This window comes from Streptomyces humi, from assembly GCF_001005085.2.
Lineage (GTDB): Bacteria > Actinomycetota > Actinomycetes > Streptomycetales > Streptomycetaceae > Streptomyces > Streptomyces humi.
Genome location: NZ_LBMU02000101.1, coordinates 66,244 through 80,272 on the forward strand (window position 1 = coordinate 66,244; position 14,029 = coordinate 80,272).

A 14,029-nucleotide genomic window follows, 5' to 3' on the forward strand; every position below is an offset into this window, starting at 1 on the left:
CCGGCTCAGTTGAGGCGGGCCCGAGCGGACCGCGCCTCCCCGCGCACCTTCTCCGCCGCCCCCTCGTCGACCACCTCGATCAGCTCCGCGTACTCCTCCAACTCCTCGGCCCCGTCGGTGAACTCACCCCGCTCCACCAGCAACCGGGCCCGCTCGTACCGCAGTCGCGCCGGATGCGACGGCAACAGCAGCGCCAGGTCCACCGACCACAGACCCACGTCCGACCGTTCCGGGCGCGCCGCCGCCCACGACCGGACGTTGTTGAGGATCCGCCGTACGACGTCCAGGGGATCCGCCGGCTCCAGCATCGCCGGCTCCAGCGGCACCCCGGCCGCCCCCACCACCAGCAGCTCGGCGTCCGCCCCGGTCAGCACCCGCCCGCCGTCGAACGGATCGGCCAGCACCTGCTCCTCAGCCGCCCCGAAGCCGACCACGAAGTGCCCCGGCAGCGCGACCCCGTACACCGGCGCCCCGGCCCGCCGGGCCACCTCCAGCCACACCACGGACAGCAGGATCGGCAGCCCGCGCCGCCGCCGCAGCACCTCGTGCAGCAGCGAGGACTCCAGCCGCTGGTAGTCCCCCTCGGTGCCGCGGAAGCCGAACCGCTCGCCCAGCACCCGCCGCGCCGCCGTGGCCCAGGCGGGCGGCCCGCCCGGCCGGTAGGGCAGCTGTCCCGCCAGCCGGTCCAGTTCCATCTGCGCCGCGTCGATGCCGGCCTCGTCGAGGCCGCCGTCGGCCACCGCGCCCAGCAGCAGGCACAACGTCGCCAGATCGGGCCGTTCGGACCGCGCCTCCTCGGCGAACCGCCGCCGCACCTCGGCGGCCCGTTCCGGCGAAGGGGGTGGGGGATGAGGGGGACGCATAGCTGTTTCGTGCCCTTCCGGAATGATCCGTACCGTTCAATGCCCCAGAAGCCGCACCGAGGCCCCGGAAGCCGCTTCGGGCCCAGGAGCCGACCGGAGCGGCAGGAGCCGTTCCGTGGCCCCGGGACGTGCACCGAAGCCGAGGAGCCGCTCCCGGAGCCTCAGCAGGAGGCAGGCCCCGGATACCGCGCTCCCGGAGTGCGGGTGTCGCATCCGTGGTCTCAGGCGTCGGTCGGTTTCGGCTCGCGGTAGTGGTGATAGGCGTGGTGCGCCGCCAGGCCCAGCCGGGTGTACAGGGCCCGCGCCCCCGCGTTGTCCGTCTCCACCTGAAGCCAGGCCGCCGACGCGCCCTCCGCCAGCGCCCGCCGGGCCAGCGCGGCCATGACCTCCGTGGCCAGCCCCCGCCGCCGCAGCGCCGGATCCACCTCCACGGCGGCGAACCCGGCCCACCGCCCGTCCACCACCAACCGCCCGATGGCGGCCGGGCCGTGCTCGCCGGGCACGGTCGCGAACCACACCGACGGCCCGCCGCCCAGCACCCGCGACGCGACCTCGCTCACGCCCTTGCGCTGGTACCGCCCCAGCCACGCCTCGTCGGCCGTCCGGGAGAACAGCACACCCGCCCCCGCCGCGCTGTCCGCCACCGGCGCCAGCCCCCCGGTCCACAGCTCGGCGCTCACCTCACGCACCCACCCGCGCCGCTCCAGCTCCGCGCAGAGCAGCTCCTGGGTGCCCTCGGCGCCGGTCGCGGTCTGCACGTAGGCGGGCAGCCCCCGTGCGCCGTACCAGCGCCGTACGGCCTCCAGCGCCGCGTCCAGCGGCAGCCCCGGATCGCCGAGCGGCAGCACGCTGTTGGCCCGCCGGGTGAACCCGCCGGCCGCCCTCAGCTCCCACTCGCCCAGCCGCTCGCTCTCCACCGGCCGCCAGCCCCGCGAGGAGACGCGCGCGAGTTCGCCGTACGTCGCCGCGGGCCCCCGGCGGCGCGCCGGAGCGGCCGGCACCACCTTGCCCGCCACCAGCGCGGACTCCGGTATCCGGACGACCTCGCCGGCCCGCCGTGTGATCGTCAGCACGCCGTCGTCGTCCCATGATGTGAGAACACCCACCGTGTCGGTGAACTTCTCCGCGGTGTCGCCATGTCCGGTCAAACGTCGCACAGAGACACGTTTGCCCACGTCAGCAGCGGTGATACGGACCTCGAAGCGTCCTGCGGCAGAGATTTCCACTGGTCAGTTCACCCCTCCTGTTCGGATCATGCCCCAGAACGGAGATACTAGGGGCGGGCATCGACGACGCCGCGCTCCCGCGCGCCAGGCGGCGGAGCCTACGGAGGCCCGCCGGCGCCCAATCGAGGAGGAACGACAGCGTGACCTACGTCATCGCGCAGCCTTGTGTCGACGTGAAGGACAAGGCGTGCATCGAAGAGTGCCCGGTCGACTGCATCTACGAGGGCCAGCGGTCCTTGTACATCCACCCGGACGAATGCGTCGACTGCGGTGCCTGTGAGCCGGTCTGCCCGGTCGAGGCGATCTTCTACGAGGACGACACTCCCGAGGAGTGGAAGGACTACTACAAGGCCAACGTCGAGTTCTTCGACGACCTCGGCTCGCCCGGCGGCGCCAGCAAGCTGGGCCTGATCGAGCGCGACCACCCCTTCATCGCCGCGCTGCCGCCGCAGGCCGAAGCCGAGTAACCCGCACCGGCGGCCCCGCCGCACCACCGTGCCGCCTCGGTCCCGTACGGCCTGATCACGCCCGATCGGCGCCGTACGGGACCGAGGCGTTTGCCGTACCGGGCGTCGTCCGCCGCCCCGAAGAAAGTGAGCAAGTCACCGTGTCCGCAGTCTCCGACCGTCTGCCCACCTTCCCCTGGGACAAGCTGGAGCCGTACAAGAAGACGGCAGCGGCGCACCCGGACGGCATCGTCGACCTGTCGGTCGGCACCCCGGTGGACCCGGTCCCCGACCTGATCCAGAAGGCCCTCGTCGACGCGGCCGACTCGCCCGGCTACCCCACGGTGTGGGGCACCCCGGCGCTGCGCGACGCGATCACCGGCTGGGTCGGCCGCCGCCTCGGCGCCCGCGAGGTCACGCACCGCCACGTCCTGCCGATCGTCGGCTCCAAGGAACTGGTCGCCTGGCTCCCCACCCAGCTGGGCCTCGGCCCCGGCGACCGGGTCGCCTACCCGCGCCTCGCGTACCCCACCTACGAGGTCGGCGCCCGCCTCGCGCGCGCCGACCACGAGGTCTACGACGACCCCCGCGACCTGGACCCGGACGGCCTGAAGCTGCTCTGGCTGAACTCCCCGTCCAACCCGACCGGCAAGGTCCTGTCCCAGCGGGACCTCACGGAGATCGTCGCCTGGGCCCGCGCCCACGGCGTCCTGGTCTTCTCCGACGAGTGCTACCTCGAACTGGGCTGGGAGGCCGACCCGGTCTCGGTCCTGCACCCGGACGTCAACGGCGGCTCCTACGACGGCGTCGTGGCCGTCCACTCCCTCTCCAAGCGCTCCAACCTCGCGGGCTACCGCGCGGCCTTCCTGGCCGGCGACCCGGCGGTCCTGGGGCCCCTCCTGGAGATCCGCAAGCACGGCGGCATGATGACGTCGGCCCCGACCCAGGCGGCGGTGGTGGCGGCCCTCTCCGACGACACCCACGTGCAGGAGCAGCGGGAGCGCTACGCGTCCCGCCGTGCCGTCCTCCGCGAGGCCCTGCTGTCCCACGGCTTCCGCATCGAGCACAGCGAGGCGAGCCTCTACCTGTGGGCGACACGGGACGAGTCCTGCTGGCAGACGGTCGCCCACCTGGCCGAGCGAGGCATCCTGGTGGCCCCGGGCGACTTCTACGGCGAGGCGGGCCGGAACTTCGTCCGCGTGGCCCTGACGGCGACGGACGAACGCGTACGAGCGGCCGTACAGCGCCTTTCCTGACCAACCTCGCCTGAGGCGTCCCGTCAGGGGCGCGGGGAACCGCGCGTCCGGCCCCCACCGGCCCGCACTCGACGCACAACGAGCAGGGGCCCGGGAGGAACCCCGGGCCCCTGCTCGACTCACCGGCGCTACGGCGTCAGCCGCCCAGCGGCAGACCCTTCACCGGCAGCCCGCCCGTCGGCAGCCCGCCCTTGGTCGCCGTGGCCGCCGTGCCGCCCAGCAGCCCGCCGGCGGATCCGGCCGCGTCACCCGCGGCACGCTGCACCATCGGTGCCGCCTTGTTGACGGCCTTGCCGCCGGTCCTGCCCGCGGCCGGCACCGCCGACTGGACCGCCGCGCCGCCGGTGTGGCCGAGAACCCCGGTGACGTGCTGCGCCGCGCCGTCGGCGGCGGTGCCGACGCTCGCCCCGTCCAGGGCGGTCAGACCGCCCAGGTTCGGGGTGGCGGCCGGCAGACTCTGGGCCGCGCTGGCGGAGCCGGCCGCACCGACCCCGGCAGCCGCTCCCGCTGCGACGAGCAGCGCGGCACGGGCGATCCGGCGGGTCAGAGGCAGGGACATGATGCTCCATTCGACGGGAGGACGTGATCGCCGTGACTACCGCTCGAAGCCCGCGAAGGTTGCGGAGGCCCAAGGTAAAGAATTGATAACGCGTCGCATTATCGGGTGTGGATAAAAACGGGCAAAGAGCATCAGGCGACGCGGCCGCGCAGAATCCTTACGGCCCGGTGTTCCCAAGGGATTCCACGCATGCGCACGGGTCCGCGCGCATGCGTGGGCACACCACGTACACGACCTGTCCCGGCTGACCCGCCGGAGTGAGCTCCCGAACTACTGCCCGGTCACGATCCGGACCGACCCCGCGGACTTCTCCGCGCCGCCCGTGCCCCGCGCCGCGGCCGGCCGCCACTGGCTGTCGGTGCTTCCCGCGGCCCACTCCCGGCCGGCGTACGACACCCGCTGGATGTGCAGCGCCGAGGAGTTGGCCACCGCCCAGTGGGCCAGCTGCCAGCCGCGCTCGCTCTCGGTGCGCCCCGACTTGTCCTTCTTCCCGCCCTCGGGCACCGGCACGGTCACCGTCCGCCCGTGCGCGGTGGCGCTCACGGTCGGCGTCGGCGCCGGCGACTTCGCGGACGTCCCGCTCACCTCGGCGCCGGCCTCCTCCACCGCGTCCCGCCCGAAGTCCCGTACCAGCGCGGTCCTCACCGCGTCCGGACCGGTCGCCGTCGCCGCCGCCTTCGCGGTGGCCGCCGCCGGCCGGCCGTCGCAGGTCAGCGTGGCCGCAGCCTGCCCGGTCAGCGCCGCCGCGAGCAACGAGGCGTCGGTCTCGTGCTTGGCGTACGCCTCCGGGTAGCCGCTGCGCTGCACGCGCTGCGCGGCCACCGTCAGCGGCAGCGTCTCGTAGTCCGGCACCTTGGCCAGATGGGCGTAGAACATGCCCGCCGCGTACGCCGGGTCGAGGATCTGCCGCCTGGTGCCCCAGCCCTGCGAGGGCCGCTGCTGGAACAGGCCCAGCGAATCCCGGTCGCCGTGCTCGATGTTGCGCAGCCCCGACTCCTGGATCGAGGTGGCCAGGGCGATGGCCACCGCGCGCTCGGGCATACCGCGCCCGGTGCCGACGGCGGCGATCGTCGCCGCGTTCACCGCCTGCTCGGGAGTGAACTCGTACGACCTGTCGTCGCTTCGGCCCGACACGACCTTGCAGCCCTCGGCGCCACCGCCTCCGGTGACGTACTGGACCACCAGATAGGCACCGACGGCGCACAGGATGAGCAGGCCCGACACGAAACGCAGGACACGGCCGCGACGCTTGGGGCGGATGGGGGACGGCTCTGGCACGCGTACAACATACTGGAGAGTACGAGGGGGTCACCGCAGTGTCGGGAAGCCTGTGAGACAGCCCTCAGCGTGGCGCGCGCCGGGCAGGCCCTAAGGTCGAGGTCATGGCCGACACCTCGCTTGACCTCACGCTGGACGCCGCCGCGCTGACCGCGCGACTCGTCGACTTCCGTTCGGAGAGCGGGACGGAGAAGCCGCTCGCGGACGCGATCGAGACCGCGCTGCGCGCGCTGCCGCACCTGACGGTCGACCGGTACGGCAACAACGTGGTGGCCCGTACGCACCTGGGCCGCGCCGAGCGGGTCGTGCTGGCCGGCCACATCGACACCGTCCCGATCGCCGACAACGTCCCCTCCCGTCTCGACGAGGACGGCGTGCTGTGGGGCTGCGGCACCTGTGACATGAAGTCGGGCGTCGCCGTCCAGCTGCGCATCGCGGCCACCGTCCCGGCGCCCAACCGCGACCTGACCTTCGTCTTCTACGACAACGAGGAGGTCGCCGCCGACCTCAACGGCCTCAAGCATGTCGCCGAGGCCCGCCCCGAGTGGCTGGCGGGCGACTTCGCGGTCCTCCTCGAACCGTCCGACGGCGAGGTCGAGGGCGGCTGCCAGGGCACCCTGCGGGTGCTGCTGAGGACCAAGGGGGAGCGCGCGCACTCGGCGCGCTCCTGGATGGGCTCCAACGCGATCCACGCGGCCGCCCCGATCCTGGCCCGCCTCGCCTCGTACGAGCCCCGCTACCCCGTCATCGACGGCCTGGAGTACCGGGAGGGCCTCAACGCGGTCGGCATCTCGGGCGGTGTGGCGGGCAACGTCATCCCCGACGAGTGCGTGGTGACCGTCAACTTCCGGTACGCGCCCGACCGGTCGGAGGCCGAGGCGATCGAGCACGTCCGCGAGGTCTTCGCCGACTGCGGGGTCGAGGAGTTCGTGATCGACGACCACAGCCCCGGCGCGCTGCCCGGCCTCTCCCACCCGGCGGCGGCGGCCTTCATCGAGGCGGTCGGCGGCACGCCCATGCCCAAGTACGGCTGGACCGACGTCTCCCGTTTCTCGGCCCTCGGCGTCCCGGCGGTCAACTACGGCCCCGGCAACCCGCACTTGGCGCACAAGCGGGACGAAAGGGTGGAGACCGGGAAGATCCTGGCGGGCGAGGAGCGGCTGCGCGCCTGGCTGACGAGCTGACGGACGCGGCGGCGGACACCGTCGCGGGCACACCGGCACAGGCGCGCTGCGCACCCGACACGCCGACGTCCCGCGCGCGTAACCCGCGTGGATCTACGCTGAAGCGGAAAGACCTGCAAGCGGAGGGAGCGCACATATGCCTACCGGGAACCCCGAGGGGAAGAAGGTGCCGCCGGACGAGCAGCGCCTGGGACCGGTCCTCCGACGGCGCGGCCAGGTGACCCCGAGCACGACGGACCAGCGGCTGCTGGACGCCGGTGGTCCCTCGGACTGGGTCCACACCGACCCCTGGCGGGTGCTGCGCATCCAGTCGGAGTTCATCGAGGGCTTCGGCACGCTCGCCGAACTCCCGCCCGCGATCAGCGTGTTCGGATCCGCGCGGACGCCGGTGGAGTCGCCCGAGTACGACGCGGGGGTGCGGCTGGGCCGCGGGCTGGTCGAGGCGGGCTGGGCCGTCATCACGGGCGGTGGTCCGGGCGCGATGGAGGCGGCCAACAAGGGCGCCCTCGAAGCGGGCGGCGTCTCCGTCGGCCTCGGCATCGAGCTCCCCTTCGAGCAGGGGCTCAACCCCTACGTCGACATCGGCCTCAACTTCCGGTACTTCTTCGTGCGGAAGATGATGTTCGTCAAGTACGCGCAGGGCTTCGTGGTGCTGCCCGGCGGCCTCGGCACCCTCGACGAGCTCTTCGAGGCGCTCACCCTCGTCCAGACCCAGAAGGTCACCCGCTTCCCGATCGTGCTGTTCGGCAGCGCGTACTGGGGCGGTCTGGTCGACTGGCTCACCAACACGCTGGTCGCCCAGGGCAAGGCGGCGGAGAAGGACCTCCTCCTGTTCCACGTCACGGACGACGTGGCGGAAGCGGTCGGCCTGGTCTCGAAGGAAGCGGCCCGCTAGGCGGCGTGCCGATCACCCGGCCCGGTCGGCTCCTCGACCGGCCGGGCCGGGTGGCGGGCGGTCCCGGAGGCCGGGCCGCGCACCGGGGTCACGCCAGCCCGCGCCGGGCCACCGCCGGAGGCCGGTGCCCGGCGATCGACGCCACCATGTCCAGCACCTGCCGGGTCTCCGCCACCTCGTGCACCCGGTACACCCGCGCCCCCAGCCACGCCGACACCGCCGTGGTGGCCAGCGTGCCGATCACCCGCTCCTTGACCGGCCGGTCCAGCGTCTCGCCCACGAAGTCCTTGTTGGACAGCGAGACCAGCACCGGCCACCCCGTCTCCACCATCTCGCCCAGCCGCCGTGTCGCCTCCAGGCTGTGCCGTGTGTTCTTGCCGAAGTCGTGCCCCGGATCGATCAGCACGGACTCCCGGGGCACCCCGAGAGCGACGGCCCGCTCGGCCAGCCCCAGGGTCACCCGCAGGATGTCGGCCACCACGTCGTCGTACGTCACCCGGTGCGGCCGGGTCCGTGGCTCGGCCCCGCCCGCGTGCGTGCACACCAGCCCCACCCGGTACCGCGCCGCGACCTCGGCCAGACCGGGATCCACCCCGCCCCACGCGTCGTTCAGCAGATCCGCCCCGGCCTCGCAGACGGCCTCGCCGACCGACGCCCGCCAGGTGTCCACACTGATCACGACGTCCGGGAAGCGCCTGCGCACCTCCGCGACGAACCCGACGGTCCTGCGGGCCTCCTCCTCGGCGCTGACCTCCTCGCCGGGGCCGGCCTTCACCCCGCCGATGTCGATGATCGCGGCGCCTTCCGCGACCGCGTGCTCCACGCGCGCGAGGGCAGGCTCGTCACGGAAGGTCGCCCCCTGGTCGTAGAAGGAGTCCGGCGTCCGGTTCACGATGGCCATGATCACCGGCTCGTCCGGCCCGAATTCCCGCCTGCCCAGCCTGAGCATCCCCTGTGACCTCTCGTAGTAAGTCCTTCGGTACGGCCGCCTGCGACCCTAACTGTCAGACTCGCATGGCACGATCGGACCCAGACACATTCGACACCGAGCACACTGAGCACAATGAGTGCTGCTGCACCGAGCTTCATCGAGCCTGGGGGCCACCGCGATGGTTATGTTCCTGTTCCTGGTCGTCGCGCTCGCGGTCGTGGTCGCCGCGGTCACGCTCTCCGTGGTGGGCGGCGGCGAGAGCGGACCGCTGCCCGAGGTGGCGCCCGAGCGACTCCAGGACCCGCTGCCCCCGGACCGCCCGGTGCACCGGGGCGACGTGGAGAGCCTGCGCTTCCCGCTCGCCCCGCGCGGATACCGCATGGCCGACGTCGACGACGCGCTCAGCCGCCTCGGCGCCGAGCTCGCGGAGCGGGACGCCCGGATCGCCGACCTGGAGTCCGCACTGGCCGGCGCCCAGGCCGCGCCGCACCCCGGGCACGCCCCGCGGACGTCCCTGGACAAGCCTGAGCAGGACGGCCGCGCATGACCGACGGAACGGCCGTGGCCGGCCCGGACGGCGGACTGCGCTGCCCCTGGGCCCTGTCCACCGAGGACTACGTCGCGTACCACGACGAGGAGTGGGGCCGCCCGGTCCACGGCGACGACGCCCTCTACGAACGTCTCAGCCTGGAAGCCTTCCAGTCGGGTCTCTCCTGGATCACGATCCTGCGCCGCCGCCCCGGCTTCCGTGCCGCGTTCGCGGGCTTCCAGATCGACAAGGTGGCCGCCTTCACCGACGAGGACCGCGAGCGCCTGCTGGCCGACCCAGGCATCATCCGCAACAGACTCAAGATCGACGCGACGATGGCCAACGCACAGGTCCTGTCGGAGTGGGCACCGGGCGAGCTGGACGAACTGATCTGGTCCCACGCCCCGGCACCGGGGACGTATCCGGTCCCGAAGACCCTTTCCGACGTCCAGGCGGTCACCGCCGAGTCGACGGCCCTCTCCAAGGCCCTGAAGAAGCGCGGCCTGCGCTTCATCGGCCCGACGACGGCCTACGCCCTCATGCAGGCGTGCGGCCTGGTCAACGACCACTTGGACACGTGCGTGGCCCGGAAAGCCCCGTAAGGGACAGCGCGCCTGAAGGGGCGCGGGGAACCGCGCGACCAGCTCCCACGCACCCGCGGTCCGCGACGGTGCTCCCCGCCCCCTCTCTCAGCGTCCCAGGTACTTGGGCTTCTCCTTGTTCACGAACGCCTGCACCGCGATCCCGTGATCCTCGGAGGCCCCCGCCCGCGTCTGGAGCTCGTCCTCCTTGTCGAGCGTCTCGTCGAGGGAGTGCGTGAGCCCGTAGGCCACCGCCTCCTTCAGCGCCGCATAGGCGACCGTCGGCCCCTCGGCCAGCTTCCGCGCGACCTTCTCGCCCTCGGCTCGCAGCTCGGCCGACGGCACGACCTTGTTCGCGATGCCCAGCTCGAACGCGTCCTGCGCGCCGATGCTCCGGGGGAAGAGCAGCAGGTCGGCGGCGCGCCCCGGCCCCACCACCCGGGGCAGCGTCCACGACACCCCGGAGTCCGCGGTCAGCGCCACCCCCGCGAACGACGTGTTGAAAGCGGCCGTGTCGGCCACCACCCGGTAGTCCGCGGCCAGCGCGAACCCCAACCCGGCACCGGCGGCGACCCCGTTGACGGCGGCGACCACCGGCTTCGGCGCCCCCACCAGCGCCCGCACGATCGGGTTGTAGTGCTCCCGCACCGTCGTCATCGTCTGCCCCGCACCCGTCTCCCGGTCGGACGCCAGCAGCGTGATGTGCTCCTTGAGGTCCTGGCCCACGCAGAACGCCCGGTCCCCGGCCGCGGTCAGCAGGATCGCCCGGACGGCCGGGTCCGCCGCCGCCTCCCGCGCGGCGTCCCGCAGGGCCTCCTTCGTCGCGATGTTCAGCGCGTTCATCGCCTCGGGGCGGTTGAGCGTGATCGTCGCGAGCCCGTCGGTCACCTCGTAGAGCACGGTGTCGGTCATGGTGCGTCCCCTCCGTCGTCTGCGTCGTCGCGGCTGACGTACCGCTCAGTACGTCGATGTCCGAAGGACAGCATGGCGGAGATCGTCGTCCGCGCGCCGGACCCGACGTGTGACCTGCGTCAAAGAAAACCGGAGCCGACTCGGTCGGCGTAAGGACGGGCGGCGGCGAAGTATCGCAGTCACATCGCCGAATTGAGTGGTTTTGCTCGCGCGCGTTGCCCAAGCGATGCCGACTGATGTTGGTCATCGGGTCCTGAGATGCGGGATAATGGCTTGGAAGCAATGTGTTCGATGCCGGTGTCGCGTGTCCCGTGAGGATCACGCGTGCCCTCCAGGGCCGTCGGTAGACGATGAGCTGTTGTCAGGAAGGGGAACGAGCATGGCGGCCATGAAGCCGCGGACGGGTGATGGCCCGCTCGAGGTGACCAAGGAGGGGCGGGGCATCGTCATGCGCGTTCCGCTCGAAGGCGGCGGTCGGCTCGTCGTCGAGCTGACCCCTGACGAGGCCGCGGCGCTCGCCGACGCCCTCAAGAACGTCGTCGGCTGAAGCGTCAGCGACCATACCCTTTCGGTCGCCCCGGCATCGTAAGCGGTGCCGGGGCGTCGCCGTACCCGGGTCCTCCGGGAGCTATCGCTTGACCGCGCACAGCAGTCCGTCGCCCACCGGCAGCAGCGACGGCACCAGCTCCTGGGTCTCACGGACCGTGCGCAGCAGTTCGCGCAGCCGCAGCACCTCGGTGGGCTGCGGGCCGGAGTCGACGGTACGCCCGTTGGCGAAGACGCCCTCGAAGACCACCAGGCCACCGGTGCGCAGAAGACGCAACGATTCGGCGAGATAGTCGGAGTACTCCTGGCGGTCGCCGTCGCAGAAGACCAGGTCGTAGCCGGCGTCCGCGAGGCGGGGAAGTACATCGAGGGCGCGGCCGGGGATGAAGCGGGCCCGGTTGCTGGCGAACCCGCAGGCACGGAAGGCCTGCCGGGCGAACTGCTGGTGCTCCGGCTCGGGATCCACGGTGGTCAGCACGCCGTCCGGCCGCATGCCGTGCAGCAGGTGCATCCCCGACACCCCGCAACCGGTACCGATCTCGGCGACCGCCTTGGCGTCCACGGAGGCGGCGAGCATGCGCAGCGCGGCGCCCGTGCCGGGCGACACCGAGCGCAGCCCTGCCTCGCGGGCCCGGTCCCGGGCCCAGCGCAGCGCCTCGTCCTCGGCGACAAAGGCGTCGGCGAACGCCCAGCTCGTCTGCCGGTTGCCGGTAATGACCCTCTCCTGTCCCCGTGGTTGCCTGGGCGTGACTGTATCCGTTGGCGCCGGGAACCTGCTGATGGGACCAGGCGTTTAGAGGGATGGAAGACAGGGCGGGGGGACACGAATGGATCACGGCGACGAGACGGTGGTCGATCACCTGCCGACCCGGCCGGACGAGCCGGATCAGCACAGATCAAATTCTCGTAAAACCGCTTATCCGGTGCTAACGGGCGAGGTGGCTATGGTAGGGGCTCCACTGGACACCACCAGAGCCGACAGGGGAGGTGCGGCCGCGCCTGAGGACCGGGGCGGAGTGCTACGGCGCTTCCTCGGGTCGGCGGGCAGGCCGAAATCCGTGAACGACACCGCTGCTGACCCCAGCCACGCCGACGCTCTCGCCACGGGCGAGGACCGGACCGCGACCTTCTCCACCGACGCGGACGGGCAGGCATGGACTCCGCCCACGTGGGAGGAGATCGTCAGCACACACAGCGGCCGCGTCTACCGCCTGGCCTACCGCCTCACCGGTAACCAGCACGACGCCGAGGACCTCACCCAGGAGGTCTTCGTCCGCGTCTTCCGCTCCCTGTCCACCTATTCGCCGGGCACCTTCGAGGGCTGGCTGCACCGCATCACCACCAACCTGTTCCTCGACATGGTCCGCCGCAAGCAGCGCATCCGCTTCGACGCCCTCGGCGAGGACGCGGCCGAGCGCCTGCCCAGCCGCGAGCCCACCCCCTCGCAGGCCTTCAACGACGCGCACTTCGACGCCGACGTCCAGCAGGCGCTGGACACCCTCGCGCCCGAGTTCCGGGCCGCCGTCGTCCTGTGCGACATCGAGGGCCTTTCGTACGAGGAGATCGCCGCGACCCTCGGCGTCAAGCTCGGCACGGTCCGCTCCCGCATCCACCGTGGCCGCTCCCAGCTGCGCAAGGCCCTGGCGCACCGCTCGCCGCAGGCCCGCAAGGCCGAGCGCCGCTCCTTCGTGCCCCGTGTTGCCGCACTGGGAGGAGGGGGCGCGACCGCGTGAGTGGATCACGACCGAAACCCGCCGGGCGACAGTTCGCCGAGCAGCACCTGGGAGACCGACTCTCCGCCCTCGTGGACGGAGAACTCGGCCATGAGTCGCGTGAGCGTGTCCTGGCCCACCTGGCGACCTGCGCCAGGTGCAAGGCCGAGGCGGACGCCCAGCGCGCGCTGAAGAACGTCTTCGCCGAGGCGGCCCCGCCGCCGCCCTCGGAGAGTTTCCTGGCCCGCCTCCAGGGGCTGCCCGCGGGCGGTGACAGCGACGGCGGCTCGCCGTTCGGCAGCGGTCCCTCGGGGCGCCGTACCGACAGCGGGGTCTTCGGTGTGCGCCGGGACGACCGCTTCGAGTTCGGCTACGTCCCCGCCCGGCCGCACGACCCGGCGGCGGCCGCCGGACGGGGCTTCCGCATCCACCCCGTCGGCCGTCCGGACAGCGACCGCTCCGCCTCGTTCGGCATGCGGTTCGCGTTCGTGGCCGCCGGCGCGGTCTCGCTGGCCGCCGTCGCCCTCGGCGGGGTCACCGCGGGCCTGCCCGGCTCCCCGGCCGCCGACGCCCGCTCCACCGGCGGAGGCAACGTGGCCCCGGCCGGTACCGCCGGCGCGGGCACGGCCGGCACCGCCGACTCGCAGCGCCGCCGCTCGGTCAGCCCCCTGCTGTCGTCCGGCACCCTGCTCGGCGACACGGCCGCCGCACCCACCTCGGTGTCCGCCCCGCTGCTGCCCGGCGTCCCCTCCCCGGCCGCCGCACAGCAGCCGCTGCGGGAACTGACCGCCCCGGTGATGGCCGGCGCGGCCGCGGTCTCCCCGCTGATACGACCGCTCACCACCAACGCGCCCTTCTCGCTCACCTCGTGGACCGCCACCCCCGAGGCCACCGGCACCGCCCTGCTCGCCGCACCCGTCCCCGACACCACCTCCGCTCCCTCCCCCTCCGCAACCCGCGCGGCCCACTGACCACCTGTCGAACGGCCACTGCGCGGCGACCCGCGAACCTGGTTGAATCCTGTGAGCCAGCCATGCCCGTGAGACCCCTCCGGGCAGGGAGCCCACCTTCCGCGCCCCCGCCCGCGCACGGGGCCGCGGTCAGCCCGCGG

16 protein-coding genes are annotated in these 14,029 nt (G+C 72.8%); 9 read left to right on the forward strand and 7 right to left on the reverse strand.

Annotated elements, in window-relative coordinates; all coding sequences use genetic code 11:
* Positions 1-5: 5 nt before the first annotated feature.
* The gene (locus tag AAW13_RS38665) at positions 6-863 is read right to left on the reverse strand and encodes a transglutaminase-like domain-containing protein (protein WP_046730525.1); all 858 of its coding nucleotides are present in this window, start codon (positions 861-863) and stop codon (positions 6-8) included.
* Positions 864-1,084: 221 nt separating this feature from the next.
* Entirely contained in the window at positions 1,085-2,089 is a 1,005-nt protein-coding gene (locus AAW13_RS38670; protein ID WP_046730524.1) for a GNAT family N-acetyltransferase, read from the reverse strand.
* Positions 2,090-2,229: 140 nt separating this feature from the next.
* Here AAW13_RS38670 and fdxA point away from each other — a divergent pair, with 140 nt between their 5' ends.
* Together fdxA and AAW13_RS38680 are read left to right on the forward strand one after the other, a co-directional pair.
* Positions 2,230-2,556 carry a ferredoxin gene (fdxA, locus tag AAW13_RS38675; protein ID WP_046730523.1) on the forward strand — a complete coding sequence of 109 codons (327 nt, stop codon included), beginning with the start codon at positions 2,230-2,232 and terminating at the stop codon, positions 2,554-2,556.
* Positions 2,557-2,696: 140 nt separating this feature from the next.
* A complete protein-coding gene (locus AAW13_RS38680; RefSeq protein WP_046730522.1) occupies positions 2,697-3,791 on the forward strand; it encodes a bifunctional succinyldiaminopimelate transaminase/glutamate-prephenate aminotransferase in 1,095 nt (364 codons plus the stop codon).
* Positions 3,792-3,927: 136 nt separating this feature from the next.
* Here AAW13_RS38680 and AAW13_RS38685 read toward each other — a convergent pair whose 3' ends face one another.
* Positions 3,928-4,350: a hypothetical protein gene (locus AAW13_RS38685; protein ID WP_046730521.1), complete on the reverse strand. Its 423-nt coding sequence runs from the start codon at positions 4,348-4,350 to the stop codon at positions 3,928-3,930.
* Positions 4,351-4,620: 270 nt separating this feature from the next.
* A complete protein-coding gene (locus AAW13_RS38690; RefSeq protein WP_206306353.1) occupies positions 4,621-5,628 on the reverse strand; it encodes a VldE C-terminal domain-containing protein in 1,008 nt (335 codons plus the stop codon).
* A gap of 104 nt (positions 5,629-5,732) precedes the next feature.
* On the opposite strand from AAW13_RS38690, the gene dapE reads away from it, so the two are divergent.
* Together dapE and AAW13_RS38700 are read left to right on the forward strand one after the other, a co-directional pair.
* Positions 5,733-6,812, forward strand: coding sequence for a succinyl-diaminopimelate desuccinylase (gene dapE, locus AAW13_RS38695; RefSeq protein WP_046730519.1), 1,080 nt, complete (start codon positions 5,733-5,735; stop codon positions 6,810-6,812).
* Positions 6,813-6,948: 136 nt separating this feature from the next.
* Positions 6,949-7,707, forward strand: coding sequence for an LOG family protein (locus AAW13_RS38700; protein WP_046730518.1), 759 nt, complete (start codon positions 6,949-6,951; stop codon positions 7,705-7,707).
* Positions 7,708-7,795: 88 nt separating this feature from the next.
* On the opposite strand, the gene folP is transcribed toward AAW13_RS38700, so the two are convergent.
* Complete coding sequence (gene folP / locus AAW13_RS38705) at positions 7,796-8,656, reverse strand: dihydropteroate synthase (RefSeq protein WP_046730517.1); 861 nt, start codon at positions 8,654-8,656, stop codon at positions 7,796-7,798.
* Between the two features lie 160 nt (positions 8,657-8,816).
* Here folP and AAW13_RS38710 point away from each other — a divergent pair, with 160 nt between their 5' ends.
* Positions 8,817-9,185 (forward strand): DivIVA domain-containing protein, encoded by a 369-nt coding sequence (locus tag AAW13_RS38710; RefSeq protein ID WP_046730516.1) that lies wholly within the window; start codon positions 8,817-8,819, stop codon positions 9,183-9,185.
* Entirely contained in the window at positions 9,182-9,769 is a 588-nt protein-coding gene (locus tag AAW13_RS38715) for a DNA-3-methyladenine glycosylase I (protein ID WP_046730515.1), read from the forward strand. The genes AAW13_RS38710 and AAW13_RS38715 overlap by 4 nt, the downstream gene beginning before the upstream one ends.
* 87 nt (positions 9,770-9,856) lie before the next feature.
* On the opposite strand, the gene chcB is transcribed toward AAW13_RS38715, so the two are convergent.
* A complete protein-coding gene (gene chcB / locus AAW13_RS38720) occupies positions 9,857-10,660 on the reverse strand; it encodes a 2-cyclohexenylcarbonyl CoA isomerase (protein ID WP_046730514.1) in 804 nt (267 codons plus the stop codon).
* Positions 10,661-11,039: 379 nt separating this feature from the next.
* Here chcB and AAW13_RS38725 point away from each other — a divergent pair, with 379 nt between their 5' ends.
* Positions 11,040-11,207, forward strand: a complete 168-nt coding sequence (locus AAW13_RS38725) for a DUF3117 domain-containing protein (protein WP_069751535.1) — start codon at positions 11,040-11,042, stop codon at positions 11,205-11,207.
* 81 nt (positions 11,208-11,288) lie between these two features.
* On the opposite strand, the gene AAW13_RS38730 is transcribed toward AAW13_RS38725, so the two are convergent.
* Positions 11,289-11,987, reverse strand: coding sequence for an O-methyltransferase (locus AAW13_RS38730; protein WP_079179140.1), 699 nt, complete (start codon positions 11,985-11,987; stop codon positions 11,289-11,291).
* A 235-nt stretch (positions 11,988-12,222) separates the two neighbouring features.
* Here AAW13_RS38730 and sigE point away from each other — a divergent pair, with 235 nt between their 5' ends.
* Positions 12,223-12,939 (forward strand): RNA polymerase sigma factor SigE, encoded by a 717-nt coding sequence (sigE, locus tag AAW13_RS38735; RefSeq protein ID WP_079179141.1) that lies wholly within the window; start codon positions 12,223-12,225, stop codon positions 12,937-12,939.
* A complete protein-coding gene (locus AAW13_RS38740; protein WP_071659824.1) occupies positions 12,936-13,889 on the forward strand; it encodes an anti-sigma factor family protein in 954 nt (317 codons plus the stop codon). Before sigE ends, AAW13_RS38740 begins: the two co-directional genes overlap by 4 nt.
* The last annotated feature ends 140 nt before the right edge of the window (positions 13,890-14,029 follow it).

Bases quoted from the DNA above. Each gene is read 5' to 3' on its own strand.
- folP (WP_046730517.1), bottom strand. From the start codon at position 8,656: ATGCTCAGGCTGGGCAGGCGGGAATTCGGGCCGGACGAGCCGGTGATC.
- AAW13_RS38700 (WP_046730518.1), top strand. From the start codon at position 6,949: ATGCCTACCGGGAACCCCGAGGGGAAGAAGGTGCCGCCGGACGAGCAG.
- chcB (WP_046730514.1), bottom strand. From the start codon at position 10,660: ATGACCGACACCGTGCTCTACGAGGTGACCGACGGGCTCGCGACGATC.
- AAW13_RS38665 (WP_046730525.1), bottom strand. From the start codon at position 863: ATGCGTCCCCCTCATCCCCCACCCCCTTCGCCGGAACGGGCCGCCGAG.
- AAW13_RS38710 (WP_046730516.1), top strand. From the start codon at position 8,817: ATGGTTATGTTCCTGTTCCTGGTCGTCGCGCTCGCGGTCGTGGTCGCC.
- AAW13_RS38685 (WP_046730521.1), bottom strand. From the start codon at position 4,350: ATGTCCCTGCCTCTGACCCGCCGGATCGCCCGTGCCGCGCTGCTCGTC.
- AAW13_RS38725 (WP_069751535.1), top strand. From the start codon at position 11,040: ATGGCGGCCATGAAGCCGCGGACGGGTGATGGCCCGCTCGAGGTGACC.
- dapE (WP_046730519.1), top strand. From the start codon at position 5,733: ATGGCCGACACCTCGCTTGACCTCACGCTGGACGCCGCCGCGCTGACC.
- AAW13_RS38715 (WP_046730515.1), top strand. From the start codon at position 9,182: ATGACCGACGGAACGGCCGTGGCCGGCCCGGACGGCGGACTGCGCTGC.